Origin of the sequence: Streptomyces sp. NBC_00433 (assembly GCA_036015235.1) — a bacterium.
GTDB lineage: Bacteria > Actinomycetota > Actinomycetes > Streptomycetales > Streptomycetaceae > Actinacidiphila.
The window spans coordinates 6,393,854-6,411,302 of sequence record CP107926.1 but is presented as its reverse complement, the minus strand read 5'-3'; the positions used below and the strand labels follow the sequence as shown (position 1 = coordinate 6,411,302).

General features: G+C 72.1%; 14 protein-coding genes and 1 tRNA gene. 8 read left to right on the top strand and 7 right to left on the bottom strand.

Going from position 1 to position 17,449, the window contains the following annotated elements:
- The first annotated feature begins 50 nt into the window (after positions 1-50).
- A complete protein-coding gene (locus tag OG900_27325) occupies positions 51-752 on the top strand; it encodes a hypothetical protein (protein WUH93457.1) in 702 nt (233 codons plus the stop codon).
- 49 nt (positions 753-801) lie between these two features.
- On the opposite strand, the gene OG900_27320 is transcribed toward OG900_27325, so the two are convergent.
- The 5 genes from OG900_27320 to OG900_27300 form a co-directional block, all read right to left on the bottom strand.
- Entirely contained in the window at positions 802-1,866 is a 1,065-nt protein-coding gene (locus tag OG900_27320) for a site-specific DNA-methyltransferase (GenBank protein ID WUH93456.1), read from the bottom strand.
- Positions 1,867-2,000: 134 nt separating this feature from the next.
- Positions 2,001-3,398, bottom strand: coding sequence for a Cys-Gln thioester bond-forming surface protein (locus OG900_27315; GenBank protein ID WUH93455.1), 1,398 nt, complete (start codon positions 3,396-3,398; stop codon positions 2,001-2,003).
- A gap of 244 nt (positions 3,399-3,642) precedes the next feature.
- Entirely contained in the window at positions 3,643-4,065 is a 423-nt protein-coding gene (gene ssb, locus OG900_27310; protein ID WUH93454.1) for a single-stranded DNA-binding protein, read from the bottom strand.
- Between the two features lie 126 nt (positions 4,066-4,191).
- Complete coding sequence (locus OG900_27305) at positions 4,192-6,273, bottom strand: 50S ribosome-binding GTPase (GenBank protein ID WUH93453.1); 2,082 nt, start codon at positions 6,271-6,273, stop codon at positions 4,192-4,194.
- A gap of 5 nt (positions 6,274-6,278) precedes the next feature.
- Positions 6,279-7,895, bottom strand: coding sequence for a dynamin family protein (locus OG900_27300; GenBank protein WUH95946.1), 1,617 nt, complete (start codon positions 7,893-7,895; stop codon positions 6,279-6,281).
- 453 nt (positions 7,896-8,348) lie between these two features.
- On the opposite strand from OG900_27300, the gene OG900_27295 reads away from it, so the two are divergent.
- The 4 genes from OG900_27295 to OG900_27280 all read left to right on the top strand — a co-directional run bounded on the left by OG900_27295 (position 8,349) and on the right by OG900_27280 (position 11,827).
- Positions 8,349-8,421 (top strand) — tRNA-Arg (locus tag OG900_27295).
- A 415-nt stretch (positions 8,422-8,836) separates the two neighbouring features.
- A complete protein-coding gene (locus OG900_27290; protein ID WUH93452.1) occupies positions 8,837-10,012 on the top strand; it encodes a lactonase family protein in 1,176 nt (391 codons plus the stop codon).
- 248 nt (positions 10,013-10,260) lie between these two features.
- Positions 10,261-10,761, top strand: a complete 501-nt coding sequence (locus OG900_27285; protein WUH93451.1) for a MarR family transcriptional regulator — start codon at positions 10,261-10,263, stop codon at positions 10,759-10,761.
- An 88-nt stretch (positions 10,762-10,849) separates the two neighbouring features.
- Complete coding sequence (locus tag OG900_27280) at positions 10,850-11,827, top strand: nuclear transport factor 2 family protein (protein WUH93450.1); 978 nt, start codon at positions 10,850-10,852, stop codon at positions 11,825-11,827.
- Positions 11,828-11,852: 25 nt separating this feature from the next.
- On the opposite strand, the gene OG900_27275 is transcribed toward OG900_27280, so the two are convergent.
- Positions 11,853-12,668, bottom strand: coding sequence for a dienelactone hydrolase family protein (locus tag OG900_27275; protein WUH93449.1), 816 nt, complete (start codon positions 12,666-12,668; stop codon positions 11,853-11,855).
- A gap of 321 nt (positions 12,669-12,989) precedes the next feature.
- On the opposite strand from OG900_27275, the gene OG900_27270 reads away from it, so the two are divergent.
- From OG900_27270 to OG900_27260, 3 genes are all read left to right on the top strand, one after another.
- On the top strand, positions 12,990-13,880 hold the full coding sequence (locus OG900_27270; GenBank protein WUH93448.1) for an SIS domain-containing protein: 891 nt from the start codon (positions 12,990-12,992) through the stop codon (positions 13,878-13,880).
- A gap of 37 nt (positions 13,881-13,917) precedes the next feature.
- Entirely contained in the window at positions 13,918-14,769 is an 852-nt protein-coding gene (locus OG900_27265) for a class II fructose-bisphosphate aldolase (protein WUH93447.1), read from the top strand.
- A gap of 147 nt (positions 14,770-14,916) precedes the next feature.
- On the top strand, positions 14,917-15,120 hold the full coding sequence (locus OG900_27260; protein WUH93446.1) for a MarR family transcriptional regulator: 204 nt from the start codon (positions 14,917-14,919) through the stop codon (positions 15,118-15,120).
- A gap of 3 nt (positions 15,121-15,123) precedes the next feature.
- On the opposite strand, the gene OG900_27255 is transcribed toward OG900_27260, so the two are convergent.
- Positions 15,124-17,364, bottom strand: a complete 2,241-nt coding sequence (locus OG900_27255; protein ID WUH93445.1) for an MMPL family transporter — start codon at positions 17,362-17,364, stop codon at positions 15,124-15,126.
- Positions 17,365-17,449: the final 85 nt, after the last annotated feature.

Sequence of the window (17,449 nt, the reverse complement as noted above, 5' to 3'; positions counted from 1 at the left end):
GTGCTTCTTATAACACCACCCACCGATGATCTACCTGAGGGTGGGGCCCGATGGACTTCGAGACAGCAGACTTCTCCGGCGCCACCGAATACTTCGCGGGCCCCGGCAGCGCCTACTGGTCGGACCTGGCATACGTCATCGGCCATCTGCGTCTCCAACCGAGCGGCGAGGACGGCATGACGGGGAATCCCAACTTCGGCCCCAAGGCGACGAATCGGATCCTGACCGAGCAGGCGGCTCTTCTCGGGTGGGAGAAGATCCCCGTACCGGACAGTCCGAAGGCCGCCTTCGGCCTCGACTGGGACGCGGGCAGGGGTGCCGTGCTGGTGGAGTGGCAGTTCTCCAACTACCCGTTCCTCTGGAACAACATCATCCGGAGCCAGGTGGCCGTCCACAGGTCGCTCCTGCTGCAGGGAATGGACTCCGTCCCCCAGGCGCTCGTCGTCGTCACGAAGAGCGGGTGTCCCCCGGCCTCGCGGAGCACGCTGTATTTCGAGCAGGCGAAGGCCCAGTTGGGAATGGCGGCGGAGGCCCTCGACCTGGACATCGCGGTCCGCCTGGTCGGACTGACGATTCCCGCCGGCTGCGCCACCGTGGACGCGGACTGGAACACCTACCCCGGCCGCACGGCCAGGAAGGTGCCGACGAGCACCCCGCGGGATCTCGATGTGACGTGGAGCCACCGTTCCAGGAGCGGTCAGCCGGTCGCCAAAATCCACGTCGCCACCGCGGATGCGCTCCCCGGACTCTGAGCCGCGCCGCCCCGGCTGCCGCGGCGCCCCCGGCTGCCGGGCTTGCCGGCTAGTCGAACAGGCTCGGGGCAACGACCGCGCTGCCCTGCTCGGGCAGGCTGGGCAGCCCGTCGGACAGGCCGCGAACGCGCTCCCCGAAAGCGCCTTCCTCGATCGTCAGCCGGCTTTCCAGTGCTTCCAGGTGGTGCTGCTCGTCAAACCGCTTCGACCTCTCACGAGGCGTCGCCGACTTCCCGACCTGCACCTGGAAGCGAAAACCCTCCACTGACTCCCCGGTCCGCTGCGCGTAGTCCCGCAGCGTCTTCAGGTTCGGGAAGACACCGTCCTCGTCCGGCATACCGGACAGCCGCTGAAGCGCGATCGCGTGGTAGCCGGGATCGAGCTCCGCGCCCAGGTAGTTCCGGTCGTGATCGCGCGCCACGACCGCCACCGTCCCCGTACCCATGTAGGGGTCGAGCACCACGTCGCCCGGCTTCGTCGTGGCCAGCAGCATCCGGGACACCATGTCCTCGGGGAACTGAGCCGGATGGACGGTCTGCTCCTCGTGGTTGTGCTTCACGTTCTGGAAGAGCCAGATGTCGCCCGGGTTCTTCCCGAGCGGATTGCAGGTGAGCTCCCCCTTGTTCTCACCGCGCCACGACTTCTTGTTCTGGTATTTCTGCGGCACCCGGATCTCGTCGAGGTTGAACTTGTACTCCTCCCCCCTGGAGAACCACAGGATCGTCTCGTGCCGCGCGGAGAACTTGTTCTTGGCGTGCAGGCCGTGGGGGCGCACCCAGACAATGCGATTGCGCGGGATCAGGCCGAAATCCTCCAGGATGGGGAAGAAACGCACATCCAGCGGGATGTGCACCCCCCGGTCCGCGTAGACGCCCACCTGCCAGAAGATCGAGCCGGTGTCCTTGAGTACGCGCGCGCACTCGCCGAGGACCAGCTTTTGTATGTCCAGGTACGCGGAAAGCTCGGCCCGCGACTCGTAGGACTTCCCGATGTTGTAAGGCGGCGAGGAAATGATCGTGTCGACGCTCTTGTCAGGGAGTGTGCGCAGCCACTCGAAGCAGTCGCCAAGGTGGATCTGGTCCAACGTCGCTACGGGTGCGGTTCCGTCGTCCACGGATCGTCATCCTTCGCCAATGGCTGCTTCCCTGATCGCCACAGTGTAGGCGGGGGCGTCGAGGCTAAGCCGAAGGACCACGCGATGGCCGGCCGGTCCCGGCGCCTGGTGCTGGGCGCCGGGACCGGGCGGGATCACTCCGCGGAAGTGGTGTTCTTCTTGCGGCGGAGGAAGAACACCGCACCGCCGCCGAGGACGACCAGGGCGATGGCTATCCCGGCGATCATCGGCGTCGCATTGCTGCTGCCGGTCGCCGCCAGGTTGTCACTGCTGCCGGCCGGGCTCGGCTGGTTCGCCGGAGCGGTCGGCGGGGCGGTGGCGCTCCTGCAGTCCAGCACGCCCTCGAACGACTTCACGGACTTGTCGGGCAGCGTGACGTCGATCTTGTAGTGCTGGTCCTCGGCGACCGGGACGGTGACCGTCCGCGACGCGCCGGGGGCGACGGTGTAGTCCTTGCCGCCCAGGGTGAAGGTCAGGTCCTCGTCGCCCTTGTCGGCCGCCGTGACGTCCACGCCGCCCTTCGCGCAGTCCACCGCGGCGCTCACCGCGGGTATCGGGCCCTTCTTCGCCCACGTGGCCGTGGCCTGCGCGGTCAGCGGGGTGCTGTCGGAGCCGGCCAGGATCTGGGTCTGGCTCGCCACGTTGTCATCGCCGAAGCCGGTGAAGGCGCGGCCGACCGGCACCGTGGTGGTAGCGGTCACCTTCACGGCGGCGCTGCCGTCCTTGGCGCCCGCGGGGACGTGGAAGTAGAGCTTGCTGCCGTCCTTCGCGGTGGTCACCGGCTTGCCGTCGGCGTCCACCAGCTTGACGCCGGCGGCGTCGGGGGCGATCTCCGCCGCGGCGGAGGTCGCGTTGGTGTGCACGGTCACCGGGCCGATGCGGTCACCGGACTTGCCCGAGACCGAGGGCGGGTCCAGGGTCAGCGACGCGTCGGGCTCGGCGACGGCGACCGCCGTGTCGGACAGGTAGTCGGCCAGCTGCTCGGCCGCCGGGTCGTTCGCCTTGGCCGTCGGGTCGTCCGAGAGGCGCCAGATGGCGACCTGGGTGCCCGCCGCGGCGGTCCCCTTGCTCAGCGGCCCGGCCCCGGCCGTCTTCGCGAGCGCGTCGAGGTCGTCGACCTGCGGGAAGGAGTGGTTCAGTATCCACGCGATCTTCCCCGCCTTGGCACGGTCCTTGCCCTGCTGGTAAAGCGACGTCGCGCTCCAGGGCACCTCCTGATAACGCGCTTTCGGCTTCGTCGAGTTGAAGAGGTCGATGCAGTAGGTGTAAATGCTCTTGCCGCCGCCGAGGTCCATCTTGAACAGGCCGGCGGTCTCGTTGCCGTTGGTCTTGCCGTCCTTGGTGGCGACCGTGGCGACATCCGCGAGATCACTCTGGATGCCGTCGAGAACGGCCGTCGCACCGCTGGCCGACCCGGTCGTGTCGTCCGCGGCCGCGCTTCCCGCGCCGGCGAAGGCGCTCGCCGCGAGCAGGCCGGTGGCGATACCGGCCGCCGCGAGGCGGGCAGCGCTCCGCCTGTAGGTGTCGAACATGGATTTCCCCTCCGGGCGAGGCGGGTCGGTGGAAAGAGGGTCGCCTCGCCTGCAGCTCCGAGCCCCCGTGTGTCAGTGCCGGAATCATAGGAACCACGCGCAACACGAGCACCGAAAGGGTCACCGCCCACCCTTTTCGCATCCCAATCGTTACTCGTGTGCGCGCTTGTTTCCGTGATTGTCGACAAGTCCCCCGGCTCATTTGGTCCGTGGAAATACCGTTGAATACGGATACTCCACGGAATCAGGGCACGGCCACCGCTGCGACCGGCGGCGGAGCCGCCGGTTCCGGCAGGTTCGCCGACGGTGCCGACGTCCGGCTGAACCGCGCGACACCGCGCGCCAGGTCGTGCCCGACGGCCACCGCCTCGATCTCCGCCGCCGTATACCGGCGCCCGTCCCGCTCGTCCTCACGGATCTTCAGCCGACCCTGGACCAGCAGCGGTTCGCCCAGCCCCACCGATTCCTTGACGTGGCCCGCGAGCGTGCGCCAGGCACGCACCGTGTAGAAGCTGGTCGCGCCGTCCGTCCACGCCCCGCGCTCGGAGTCCCAGCGGCGCGCGGTGGTCGCCAGCCGGAAGCGGGTGACCCCCACACCGGTGGCGGTGGTGTACATCTCGGGCTCCGTCGCCACATTTCCGACGACGGTCACCAGGGTCTCGTTCATCGCACAGTCCTCGCTTTCCACGGCGCCCCGGGGTGGGACGCACTGAGGACATCGTGCCCCATATTCGGACGGTCAAGGAAAGACCATCTCGAATCTGTGGATAACCTTCCGACTGTGGATAACCCGTCACCCGGACGAGTGGGAATGGGAATTCACCGGGCGGGAATCGCGCGCGTGCGGCGCGCGCGGGGAGGTACCTGCCACCACGGCGAACTGCTCGCGCACCTCGCGGTAGCGCATCAGCTCGGCCGCGACCGGTTCGAGCACCCTGGCCCGGCCGCAGTCCGCGGCCGCGTCCCGCAGCCGGCGCTCGGCGGCCTGGCCGTACCGGCGGGCCGGGCCGCGGGCGGCGATCCGGCAGCCGGCGGAGACCAGCGGGCCGCCCAGCCCGCCGGCCACGGCCATCACGACCGGCACCCACCAGGTGAGCTGGATAGAGCCGAACGCGATCGCGCTCAGGCACACCGCGCCCGCGACCGCCAGCGCCATCAGCAGCCACTGCACCACGTGCGCGGCCGACCACCAGCCGGGCCGCTCGGGCGACCCGGGCCCGGCGCGCCCGGCGGCGACGTCCAGGGCCGACGGCAGGCCCTCACCGCCGCGCCGGGCCGCGTCACGCACCGCCTGTGCCCAGGGCGCCGGCAGGCCGCGGGCGGCGTCGGCGGACAGGCCGCGTACCGCCTCCCCGACCAGCGGCCGGGATGCCACCGGCCCGGTGGAGCCGGCCGGGCCACCTGGGCCGTTCCGCCGTACGGGTGAAGTCGGCGTCTCGCGCGATCCGGGGGAACCCGGGCCCGCGGCGGTCCGTTCTCCCCTCAGCCGCCCCCACGGTGTGCCGCACGCCGCACGGGCGGCACCCGCCCAGTCCCGTTCCGCCGACTGACCCGCTCCGGCCGCTCCCACCGCGTCCGCCAGCCGGTCGACGAATTCCTCCCGCGCCGGATCGGTGAGCCCGGCGCCGCCCTCTCCGACATAGAGCGGGTGCAGCCGGCTCGCCGTGCGGTCCATGTCGGCAGCCAGCCGGCGGCCGGCCGCGGTGCCTTCGGCGACGATCTGGACCAGCACAGCGCGCAGGTCGGGCACGCCGTGCCCGGTGAGCGCCGAGGCGGCCAGCACCACGGCGCCTGCGTCGCCGTGCTCGCCCACCGCGAGGCCGTCCTCGTCCAGCAGCCTGCGCAGGTCGTCGAGCACCAGGTCCGCCGAGTCCCCCGGCAGCCTGTCGACCTGGTTGAGCACCAGCACCGTCACATCGGCATGCCCGGAAAGGGGGCGCAGATAGCGTTCGTGCAGCGCCGCGTCGGCGTATTTCTCGGGGTCGAGCACCCAGACGACGACATCGACCAGTTCCAGCAGCCGGTCCACCTGCGCGCGGTGGCCGGGGGCGGCGGAGTCGTGGTCGGGCAGGTCGATCAGCACGAGCCCGTCCAGGCTCGCCCCATCGGCTGGAGCCCCTTCGCAGCAGTCACCGCCGAAATCGTCAAGCCTTGAACCAGCCGGACAGCAGTGGTCATCGACCGGGATACCGGCAGCGCCGCCGAAGCCATCGGCCGCCGCTGCCGCGCTCCGCGGATCCGTATCGTCCAAAAGGCCCTGGCCGCCCTCGCCGGGGGCAGCCCCGGCGACGGAGGAGTCCCGGAATCCCCCGGTGCCGGGGTCCGTGCCCCCCGCGCCGGTGTCCACGCGACTCGCACCCTCGGCCGGGGCGGGGATCCGCGCGCTCCGCCGGGCGTAGCGGTCCTGCGGGGCGATGCCGAGGCGGTCCAGCAGTCCGGCGGCACCGTCGGGGTGCCAGGCGCAGGCGATCGGGCGGGCCGTGGTGGGCCGGCGCATACCGGTCTCGGACAGCGGAAGTCCGGCCAGGGCGTTGAAGAGCGCCGACTTTCCGCTGCCCGTCGCGCCGGCCAGGGCCACGACGGTGTGGTCGAGGGAGAGCCGCCGCCGCTCGCCGAGGCGTTCGAGCAGCCGGCCGGTCTCGGCGAGGGCGTCGGGGCTGATCCGGGTCCTGGACAGGCCGAGCAGTTCGCCGAGCGCGTCCACCCGCGCGCTCAGCGGATCAGCCGAGGCGGCGGCGCCGACCGGGACTCCCGGCTGCCCCGCGGTCCCGGGCCCGGAGGCAGGTGCGGGGGCCGGGCCGGTGAAGGCGGTGGCGGGGCGGCCGCCGCCCGCCTGCTGGGACTTGGCCGACGGGTCGGTGGTGGTCGAGCGCACCGGGGTCACCGCTCCTTCTGCAGTAGGGACAGCGCGGAGATCAGCGAGGCCTGCTGCCCGGCTGTGACGTCGAGGGCGTCGACCGGGGAGAGCCTGCGGTCGCGTTCGCCGTCGAGCAGCCCGGCGACGGCGTCGGCGAGCCGGTCGCGCGCCGCGTCGCGCATCCCCAGGGCCGCCTGGGCACCGACGGTCTCGGCCAGCCGCTCCCCCGCGGTGCGCCCGCGCCGGCCGCCGAGCAGCGCGGTGGCCAGCAGGGCGGCGACGTCCTCCGGGTCGGCGGCGGGGCGTTCGGTGTCGTGGGCCGCCCGCAGCCGGGCGTGGGTGAGGTCGGCCAGGGCGCGGCGCCAGCGGCGTACGCCCTTGTCGATACGGGCGGCGACGGCCACCCGGTCGCGGTCGGGGCGGGATGCGCCGTCGTCGAGCAGGGCGGCGCCTGCCGGGTCGCGCTGCCAGCTGTCGGCGATCCGCTCGTCCGCGGCGTCGGTCTCGGTGCGCAGCAGCGCGGCCAGCTCCTCGGCCAGCGCGTGCTGCAGGGTGTCGGGGCCGCAGGCGGGATAGCCCTGCCAGTGGGCCAGTGCCTCGCCTGCGAGGGGGGTGCCGGCGCGGACGGCCGCTTCGATGTGCCCGGCGGCCAGTTCGTAGGCGTCCTCCGCGGCGCGGGCCAGCCGCAGGGCCGCGGCGTGCTGGGCGGCGGAGGCGGAGGCGAGGGCGGGCAGGCGGCTGCGCAGCGAGTCGAGGACGCCCGTGGCCGTACGCCGGGCTGCGTGCTGGCGGGCGGCCGGGTCCTGGGCGCAGTGCGTGAGCCACTCGCGCAGCCCGGCGACGGTGGTCTGCGGCAACAGGCCCCCGCCACCGGCGGACTCGGGCAGTTCGGGAATGGTGAAGCGGGGCACGTCCCCCAAGCCCGCCTTGGTCAGCAGGGCGGCATAGTGCCTGCTGACGTCGTCGGCGATCTGGTGCGGGACGCGGTCCAGGACGGTCGCGAGGGTGACGTCGTATTCCTTGGCGGTCCGCAGCAGGTGCCAGGGCAGCGCGTCGGCGTAGCGGGAGGCGGTGGTGACCAGGATCCAGATGTCGGCCGCGCAGATCAGTTCGGCGGCGAGTTCGCGGTTGCGGGTGACGAGGGAGTCGATGTCGGGGGCGTCGAGGAGGGCGAGGCCGCGCGGGAGGGAGTCGTCGCACTCCAGCCGGAGTTCGGCACGGGCGGGCTCGCTGCGGTCGGGGGCGTCGTCGTCGCCCCTGACCCGCTGGCGTACGGCCCAGGCGCGGGTCAGGCCGGGCAGCACCCGCGGATCGGCGAACCAGGCGCGGTCCTCCGGGTGGCAGACCAGCACCGGAGTGCGGGTGGTAGGCCGAAGGACACCGGATTCGCTGACACGACGGCTGATAAGTGAGTTGACAAGCGTCGACTTGCCCGCACCTGTTGATCCGCCGACCACCGCGAGCAGCGGCGCCTCGGGGGCGGTCAGCCGGGGTACGAGGTAGTCGTCCAGCTGGGTCAGCAGTTCCTGGCGGGTGCGGCGGGCCCGGTCGGCTCCGGGCAAGGGGAAGGGAAAGCACGCGGCCTCGACGCGGTCACGCAGCGCGGACAGCGCGTCGATCAACTCTGGCCGTACGTCCAAGATCGCCACGTCGGCAGAATGCCCCATATTGGAGCATTTACGAAGCGCATTTCGGGTAATTGGCCCCATTCAGCCCGGATAACGCCCGACCGGCGGCGGCCGGCCGGGTCCCGGCGGCCGGGTCGGCGACCGCCGCGCAAGGCCTACGGAACGGTCGCGCAATGGTCACAAGATGGACAACGCGAGGCCGGGAAACCGCCCGCCGACAGTGTCGGATGATGCTCAGGGGCCAGAACGAGCCACCGGCATAACGAGTGCACAACAGCAGTGTTGCGACCCGTCAAAAGCGATGCGACTTCCGCGCCTGCCTGCGATTATCGGACCGCTTCACCGAACCTACACAACGTGTCACGCGGCTGAAGCAGACGGCAGCACGGACGCGGCGCCCTATCCTTGACCTCGGTACAGGTCACGGAACCAGCCAGGGGCGAAGACAGCCGCGGCCACTGTCCGGCCCCCGTAGCTCAGCGGATAGAGCAGGCGCCTTCTAAGCGCTTGGCCGCAGGTTCGAGTCCTGCCGGGGGCGCACACACCCTCCCACCTGCCAGCATTCCTCCGGAGCAGGTGGAGCCCGCGCAGGCGCGGGGCGTATCGGCCAAGCGCCCCCCGATCCGCCGACCCCCGGCCGTACCGCTTCGCCGCGGGCCGCCGAAAGACGGATGGCCTGGAATGTAGCGGGGTCCGCGTAGCGACCGTGTAAGGACCGCTCACCCCCGGCCGGCACTCTCCGTACGCCCCACCCGGCATTTCTTACGGAGCCGGGACGGTGAGGCGATAAGCCCGTTTTGCACCGACAGTGGCATGATGCGCGAGTTAGCGTGGCGATCAGTCCGGCTTCACCTTCCACGCCGCCAACTCCCCTTTTCTATAGGGAAGTTGGCGGTCTCCTCGGCATGCCGGGCGCCTCCGAGAAGCCTCCTGACCCGCAAGAGGAGAACAGCATGTCGTCCAACACCCGCAACACCCGCCCGGGCCGTACCGCCCGCGCGGCCCGCGCAGCCGCCGTCGGTGCCGTCGCGATCGCAGCGGCCGCCGCCGTCGCCGCCCCCGCGGCGGGCGCGGCCACACCGCGGCAGGCGACCGCGCGGGACAGCGCCCCCGTCTTCGTCCAGAGCGACAACCCCACCGCGAACACGGTGGTGGCCTACCACCGCAACGCCGACGGTTCACTCGGCCGCCACGAGGCCTACCCCACCGGCGGCCGGGGCGGCGTCCTCGACGGCTCGGTCGTGGACCACCTCGCCTCGCAGGGCTCGCTCAGCTACGACTGCGAGCACCAGTTGCTCTACGCGGTCAACGCCGGAAGTGACACCGTCACCGTCTTCGCGGTGCACGGCGACCGCCTGCAGCGCCTCCAGGTGCTCCCCTCCGGCGGCGACTTCCCGGTCGGCGTCGCCGCGCACGGCGACCAGGTGTACGTACTGAACGCCCGCGGCGGCGGCTCGGTCCAGGGCTTTGTGCGCGACGGCCGGCGGCTGGTCCCGGCCCCCGGCCGGCACCGCGACCTCCACCTCGCCGCCGCCTCGCCGGAATTCACCCACACCCCCGGCCAGGTCGGCTTCACGCCGGACGGCTCGAAGCTGATCGTCACCACCAAGGCCGGGGCGAACACCATCGACGTCTTCCCGCTGAGCGCGTCCGGCGCCCCTGCCGCCCACGCCGTGGTCACCTCGACCCCCGACGCGGTCCCGTTCGGCTTCACCTTCGACCGCGCGGGTCGGCTCCAGGTCACCGAAGCGGGGCCGAACGCGGTGGCCACCTTCACGGTCCGCCGCGACGGCACCCTGCGCCAGGTCGGCCAGGTGGAAACGGGGCAGATGGCGACCTGCTGGGTGGTCGCGACCGGCGACCACCTCTACGCGTCCAACGCGGGCAGCGCCACCCTGTCCGGCTACCGGGTGGAGCCGCGTGGCCCGCTCACCCCGCTCGGCAACACCCCGACCCACGACGGCACGGTGGACGCCGCAGCCTCCTCCGACGGCCGCGACATCTACGTGCAGACCGGCGCCCAGGGCATCGTGGACGAATTCCGCGTCGGCCGCGACGGCTCGCTCACCCTGATCGGATCGGTCACCGTACCCGGCGCGGTCGGCGGCGAAGGCATCGCCGCCGGCTGACGGACGGGAAAGTTGTAATGCACCCGCAGCCTCGCCACTCCCGCCCGCCACACTGGTCGATGAGGGGGGCGAGGTTTTGCGGAAGTCGTACGAGTCTCTTATGGGGTTGTGAGATGGTGTGCGCCGTAGTCACCTCTGCCGGACCGCAGGTAAGGCGGCCTGAAAAGAGACGGCCGCCCGGCAGTCGTGCCGCGGCCATGGGGTAGTTTGCTCTCTCCGCGTGCTATCGATGCGAGGATCGTTTGCGTATGGATTCCACACTCCCCGGGGCCACGTCGGCCGCGTCGGCGGCGCGGCGGCGCAGGCGGCTGACCCACAGGATCAGGGACGGGTTGCGTGATCTGAGCGTCCAGTTGGCACTGCTGAACCACCAGATCGGTATGCATCTCGATTTGCGCGACGCCGATCTCGAATGCCTGGACCTGATCAGCCGCTACGGCCCGATCGGCCCGACGGCGCTCGCCAAGCGCGCCGGAATGCACCCGGCGACCCTGACCGGCGTCCTCGACCGGCTGGAGCGCGGCAACTGGGTGGTGCGCACGCCGAATCCGACCGACCGGCGCGCCGTGCTGGTGCAGGTCGTCAAGGAGCGAGCGGCCGAGGTCACCTATCTCCTGTCCGGGCTGAACACCGCGGTCGACGGGATCTGCGCGGAATACGACGACGACGAACTGGTGCTGATCGCCGACTTCCTGCTGCGCACAGCACGTGCCGGACGGATCGCCACCGACGAGCTGGCCGACAGCTGACGCACCAAGCCCCGCGGTCGGCGCTGATGTCACATTTCGCCGTGGGCCGCCATCTCAGTTGACAGTTGCGTCAACGAGGAGGCCATGGATGTCCGACGACCCCGCCGAGCTGCCCGACGACACGGCCACCTCGGTTTTCGCGAGACACCGTGAAGTGCTGTTCTCCGTGGTCTACAGCATGACCGGCAGCGTCTCGGACACCGAGGACGTACTCCAGGACACCTGGCTGGCCTGGGTACGCGGCGGCCGTCGTCATCAGGCGGCGGACGGGGACGGCGGCGGCGAGAACGGCGACGGCCGGCAGGGCGGCGGCCACCCCTGCGGGTATCTGCTGCGGATCGCCGTCGGGCGCGCGCTGGCCCGGCAGTCCGGCATCAGCCTCAGCCGCGCGGCCTATGCCGGCCCCTGGCTGCCCGAGCCGGTGGCGACCGACCCGGGGCCCCAGGCGGCGGACAGCCCGCCGTCCGAGTCCGCCTCGATGGCGCTGCTGGTGGTGATGGAGACGCTGCCGCCGCTGGAGCGGGCCGTCTTCGTACTGAACGAGGTCTTCGGCTATCCGCACACCGAGATCGCCCGGATCCTCGACCGCCACCCCGGCACGGTCCGGCAGCTCGCGCACCGGGCCCGCGAGCACGTGCAGGCGCGGCGCCCGCGCTATCCGGCGGATCCGCGGATCCGGCAACTGCTGACCGAGCGCTTCATCGCCGCCGCGATGGCCGGCGACCAGGCGGCGCTGCTGGAACTGCTCGCACCGGAGGTGACGATGTGGACCGACGGCGGCGGCAGGGCCCGCTCCGCTCTGCGGCCGGTGACCGGCCGGGAGCGCGTCGCCAGGTTCCTCGGCGGCTACGCGGCGTCGCACCCGCCGCACGGCCTGGACGTACGCCACCGGGCCGTCAACGGCGACCCGTCCGCCGTCGTCTTCTCCGGCGACTCGCCCTACGCCGTACTGGTGATGGACCTCAGCGCCCCGGGTGACCAGGTCACCGGCATCCACCTGGTCACCAACCCCGACAAGCTGTCCCGGGTCGCCCGGCAGCCGGGTCCCCGCGAGGACCGCCGCTGACCGTGCGGGACGGCGGGGCGGGCCTTCAGCCGGTCGCGGGGGCCAGCCGCTCGCGCAGGAATTCCACCACCCGCTCGCGGGCGGCGAGCGCGGGATGCCCGGGGGTCTCCCTGACCTCGGCGGTCAGTACGGAGTGCGCGGAGCTCTTGAAGTCGCCCGCATTCCCCTTGGCCGAGTCCAGCTCGATCACTTCGAAGGCGTCGCCGAGGCTGCGGCGCAGGGTCTCGAAACGGCTGCGGGTGGCGCCCTTGTCCTCGCTGAACCGCAGGCCGAGCAGGCACAGGCCGGACTCCCGGGTCCGGGCCACCACCGTGGCCAGTTCCTTGGGGGACACGCCCGGGTCCGCGGCCCGCCTGCCGCCGACCGGGAAAGGCAGCGCGGGCTGGCTGAGCACCGGGGCGAGCACCACGTCGTCCACGGCGGCGGCCAGGGCGAAGCCGCCGGTGAAGCACATCCCGATGACGCCGACACCGGGACCCGGGGTGCGGGCCGCGACATCCCGGGCCAGCGCCCTGAGGTAGTCGGCGAAGGGGCGCTGCGCACCGGTGGCGAAGGCCCGGAATTCGGCGGACACGCACAGCTTGGCGACGGTGGAGAGGGTGTACCCGGCGGTCGACTTGCGGCCGGCCACACCGAAGGGCGACGGGATCACGACGGTGAAGCCCTTCTCGACCAGATGGTCCGCCAGGCCCAGCACCTCGGGCGTCATGCCGGGGATCTCGGGGACGACCACCACCCCGGGCCCCTCGCCCTTCTCATAGACGTCGTGGGTTAAGCCGGCGCCGGTGAAGGGGCTGCTGCGCCAACCGGTCAGATCGGAGGTGGGTGCCGAGCCGGTCATCTGAGGATCTCCTCGGTGGTCGGGTCGCCCGCGGTGCGAGCACGGTGGAGGCCCCGGACGGCTGCGAGACGCCGTGCCCGCCGGGTGCGCCGGGGTCGTGCGCGCGCCTCCATCCTTCCCATCCGGCGGAAGGCCACGCCCGCGCAACCGCGATTCGTCCCCCGAACGGATGTCCGGCGCCGGCACCGCGAGGGCACCTGACGTCATGAGCGATTCTGCTCATTCAAGGCTGGTTTCGCGCATTACTGCTCACCTACACTGCACGGGACGCCCCGTCCCGGGGCCGGTCGGCACCGCCTCTCCCGTATCGAGGAGCACCGCATGCCCGTCTCGTTGACCACCGCCGAGATCACCTCCCAGCCCGACTGCTGGCTGCGCGCGGCCGGCATGGCCGCCAAGGCCGCCGACCGGCTGCCGCGGCAGGGCGAGCGCGTGGCGGTCATCGGCTGCGGCACGTCCTGGTTCATGGCCCAGTCCTACGCGGCGCTGCGCGAGCAGGCCGGGCACGGCACCACGGACGCCTTCGCCGCGTCCGAATTCCCCTTCGGCCGCGACTACGACCGCGTGCTGGCGATCACCCGCTCGGGCACCACCACCGAGGTGCTGCGGGCCGGCACCCGCCTGCGCTCCGCCGGCGTCCCGGTCGTCGCGGTCACCGCCGACCCGGACACGCCGGTCCGGGACGCCGCCGACGCCCTGGTCGTGCTGGACTTCGCGGACGAACGCTCCGTCGTGCAGACCAGATTCGCCACCACGGCGCTCGCGCTGCTCCGCGCCCATCTGGGCCACGACCTCACCGCCGCCGTCGCCGACGCCCGCACCGCCGTGACCGCCGACCTGCCCGAGGCGCTGCCGGCCGCCGAGCAGACCACCTTCCTCGGCACCGGCTGGACCTACGGGCTCGCCCAGGAGGCGGCGCTCAAGATGCGCGAGGCCGCGGGCGCCTGGACCGAGAGCTATCCGGCGATGGAATACCGCCACGGCCCGATCAGCATCACCGGGCCCGGCCGTACGGTCTGGGCCTTCGGCCCGCTGCCGGCCGGGCTGGCGGACGATGTCGCCGCGGTCGGCGGCACCCTGGAGTCCCGTCCGGACCTGGACCCGCTGGCCGATCTGGTGCGCGCCCAGCGGCTCGCCGTCGCCGTCGCCGAGCGCGGCGGCCTGGACCCGGACCGCCCGCGCAATCTGACCCGCTCGGTCGTCCTGGGCTGACCCGGCCCCGCCGCCTCCCACGAATCCGAGGGACCGCATGACCGCCACCACCACCGCCGACCTCGTCACCGCGGCCCGCACGGCCGGCCACGGAGTCGCCGCCTTCAACGTCATCACCCTGGAGCACGCGGAGGCGATCACCGCCGCCGCCGAGGCCGCCGGGCTGCCGGTGATCCTGCAGATCAGCGAGAACGCGGTGGCCTTCCACAGCGGCCGGCCGGCGCCGGTGATCGCCGCCGCGGTCGCCCTCGCCGGTGCCGCCGCCGTACCCGTCGCCGTGCACCTGGACCACGTCCAGGACGAGGACCTGCTGCGGGCCGGCGTCGCCGCCGGGGTGTCCTCCGTCATGTACGACGCCTCGACGCTGGCCTATGACCAGAACGTACGCGCCACGGCCCGGATCGCCGCCTGGGCGCACTCCCACGGGGTGTGGGTGGAGGCCGAACTGGGCACGGTCGGCGGCAAGGACGGCGCCCACGCCCCGGGTGTGCGCACCGACCCGGACCAGGCCGCCGCCTTCACCGCCGCGACCGGCGTGGACGCGCTCGCGGTCGCGGTCGGCAGTTCGCATGCGATGACCCTGCGCACCGCCCGTCTCGACCACGCCCTGATCGCCCGACTGCGGGCATCCGTCGCCGTACCGCTGGTGCTGCACGGCTCCTCGGGCGTGCCCGACGACGAACTGCGGCAGGCGGTCACGGCCGGCATGGTGAAGATCAACATAGGCACCGCGCTCAATATCGCCTTCACCTCCGCCGTCCGCGGCCACCTCTCCGCCGACCCGGTCGTGGTCGATCCGCGCCGCTATCTGCGACCGGCACGGGACGCCATGACCGCCACCGCCCGGCACCTCCTCCAGGTCGTCTCCCACGGCACCTCCGCTGCCTGACCGCACTGTCACCCGTTCGCTACTTTTGTCACCGTTACGCAGGTGCCGTGTCACAGAAGATCAACAGGCCCATGCGGCTTTCCCTGACACGTCGTTGACCGGACGAGTGTGCTGACGGACAGTCACAAACGCTCGGAGGTATCCGACATGACGGACCGGACCCTGTGGTCGTACGCGGAGATCGCGGCACATATCCGCGTGCAGGTCGACACTGTGCGCTCCTACCGCAAGCACGGGCACTTGCCCGATCCCGACCGTGTGGAAGGGGGCAAGCCCTACTGGTACGCGGACACGATCAGGACCTGGAGTGCCAGGCGGCCGGGGAACCGCGGCCGCCGGGACCCGGACTGACCGTCAGTTCCTGCTCGCGGGCTCGGGGTCCCGCCGCTCACCGGAGCGCGGGGCCCCGACTGCCGTCCCGGGCATCCGCGGGCCGCCGCCCTCGGATATGCCGAACCGGTCGTGGAATCGGCGCAGCACCGGCGGCGCCCACCAGGTGGCCCCGCCCGTCAGCCGCATCACCGCAGGCACCAGGAGCGTGCGGATCACCATCGCGTCCATCAGCACCGCCAGGGCGATCCCCAGTCCCAGCATCTTGGTGTTGGCCACCCGGGACATCCCGACGCCGACCATCACCACGGCCAGGATGATCGCGGCGGCCGTGATCAGGCCCCCCGTTCTGCGCAGCCCGAAGACGATGGACCCCTGGTGGTCACCGGTCCTGTCGTACTCCTCCTTGATCCGGGACAGCAGGAAGACCCCGTAGTCCATGGACAGGCCGAAGGCCACGCAGAACATCAGCACCGGCAGTGTCGTCTCGATGCTGCCGGTCGCGGTGAAGCCCAGCAGTCCGGACAGATGGCCGTCCTGGAAGACCCAGACCACCGCGCCGAACATCGCCGTCAGGCTGAGGGCATTGAGCAGCACCGCCTGCACCGGGACCACCACGCTGCCGGTCAGCAGGAACACCAGCAGCAGCGTGACTAGGCCGACGATGCCGGCCGCCCAGGGCAGTCGCCGCGCTATGGCGTGCTTGGTGTCGACCAGCACCGCGGCCTGCCCGGTGACCGAGGTGCGGAAGTCCGCGGGCACCGCACGGATCTCGCCGACCACGCGCTGCGGACCGGAGTCCACCGGAGAACCGTCGGGCACGACCGTCAGATAGGCGCTGCCGGCATCCCTGCCGACGACGGGACCCTCCACCCGGACCACCCCGGGCAGGGCCGCCACCTGGCGCCGGTAGTCGGCCAGCCGGGAGGCGTCGGCGCCCTCGGCGAGCACGGTGATCGCGCCGACCGGAGTGCCGGCGTAGTCCTGCCTGACCTGCTGCTGCACCGCATGGGCCTCGGCTGCGACCGGCAGCTGCCGGTCGTCCGCCGTCCCGAACTGCACCCGCAGGAACGGCAGGCCGAGCAGCAGCAGCGCGGCCACCGCTGCGATCGCGAAGGCCGGCGCCCGGCGCATCACCAGCCGGGCCAGCGCGGCATAGCGCGCGCCGGGCTCCGCGACGGTCCCGCCTGCCGGCCGGCCCCGGCGGCGCAGCAGCGCCCGCAGATCCAGCGCATTGACCCGGTTGCCGAGCAGCACCAGGGCGGCCGGCAGCACGATCAGTGCCGCGCCGGCGGCCAGCAGCACCACCGCGACGCCCGCATAAGCGAAGGAGCGCAGGAAATACTGCGGGAAGACCAGCATGGCCGACAGGGCGGCCGCCACGGTCAGCGCGGAGAAGAGCACCGTGCGGCCGGCCGTCCGCAGTGTCGTCGCCACCGCCGGTCGGGGTGCCGCGCCGGCCGCCAGCTCCTCGCGGAACCGGCGCACGATGAAGAGGGCGTAGTCGATCGCCAGACCGAGGCCGAGCGCGGTGGTCAGATTCTCCGCGAAGACCGACACGTCGGTGAATCCGGTGATGCCGCGCAGCACCGCGCTGGTGCCGAGGATCGCGATGACGCCGATGCCCAGCGGCAGCAGCGCGGCGACCGCACTGCCGAACACCATGACCAGCAGCACCAGGGTGATCGGCAGGGCGACCATCTCGGCCCGCACCAGATCCTGCTGGATGGTGGTCTGCATCTCGTGCAGCACCTCGGCGGTGCCGCCGACGGTCACCCGGACCGGTCCGTGGGTGCCGCGGTAGGCGGGGGCTATGCGCTTGACCTCGTCGGCCACGGCGTCGTCGTCCCCGCGCAGCCGGGCGGTGATCATCGCCGAGCCGCCGTCCTTGGCGCGCAGCACCGGCGCGCCGGCGTCCCAGTACGAACTCACACCGGTGACGTCGGGATCGGCGGCGAGCCTGCGGGCCAGCTGCCGCCCCTGGGCCGCGACGGCGGGGCTGTCGGGGTCCGCGCCCCGGGTGTCGACCAGCAGGACGAGATTGGGCTGGGAGCCGGGGAAGCGCTCGGCGAGTGCCGCGGTGGCGTAGGAGGACTGGGATCCGGGGGCCGCGAAGCCGCCGCTGGACAGCCGGTCGCCGACGCCGCTTCCGGCCGCGACGGTGAGTGCGGTGAAGAGCAGCGCCAGCAGCAGAGTCAGTCGCGGCCTGGCGGTCACGGCCCGCGTCCATCCCCCGACCGCACCTGTGCGGTTGACATCGGACATGACAGAGGTGTCCTCTCCCCCTAGAACGACATAAAATCACAAACACGAACGACCGCTCGCATTTCAAGAATGCGAGCGGGCACTC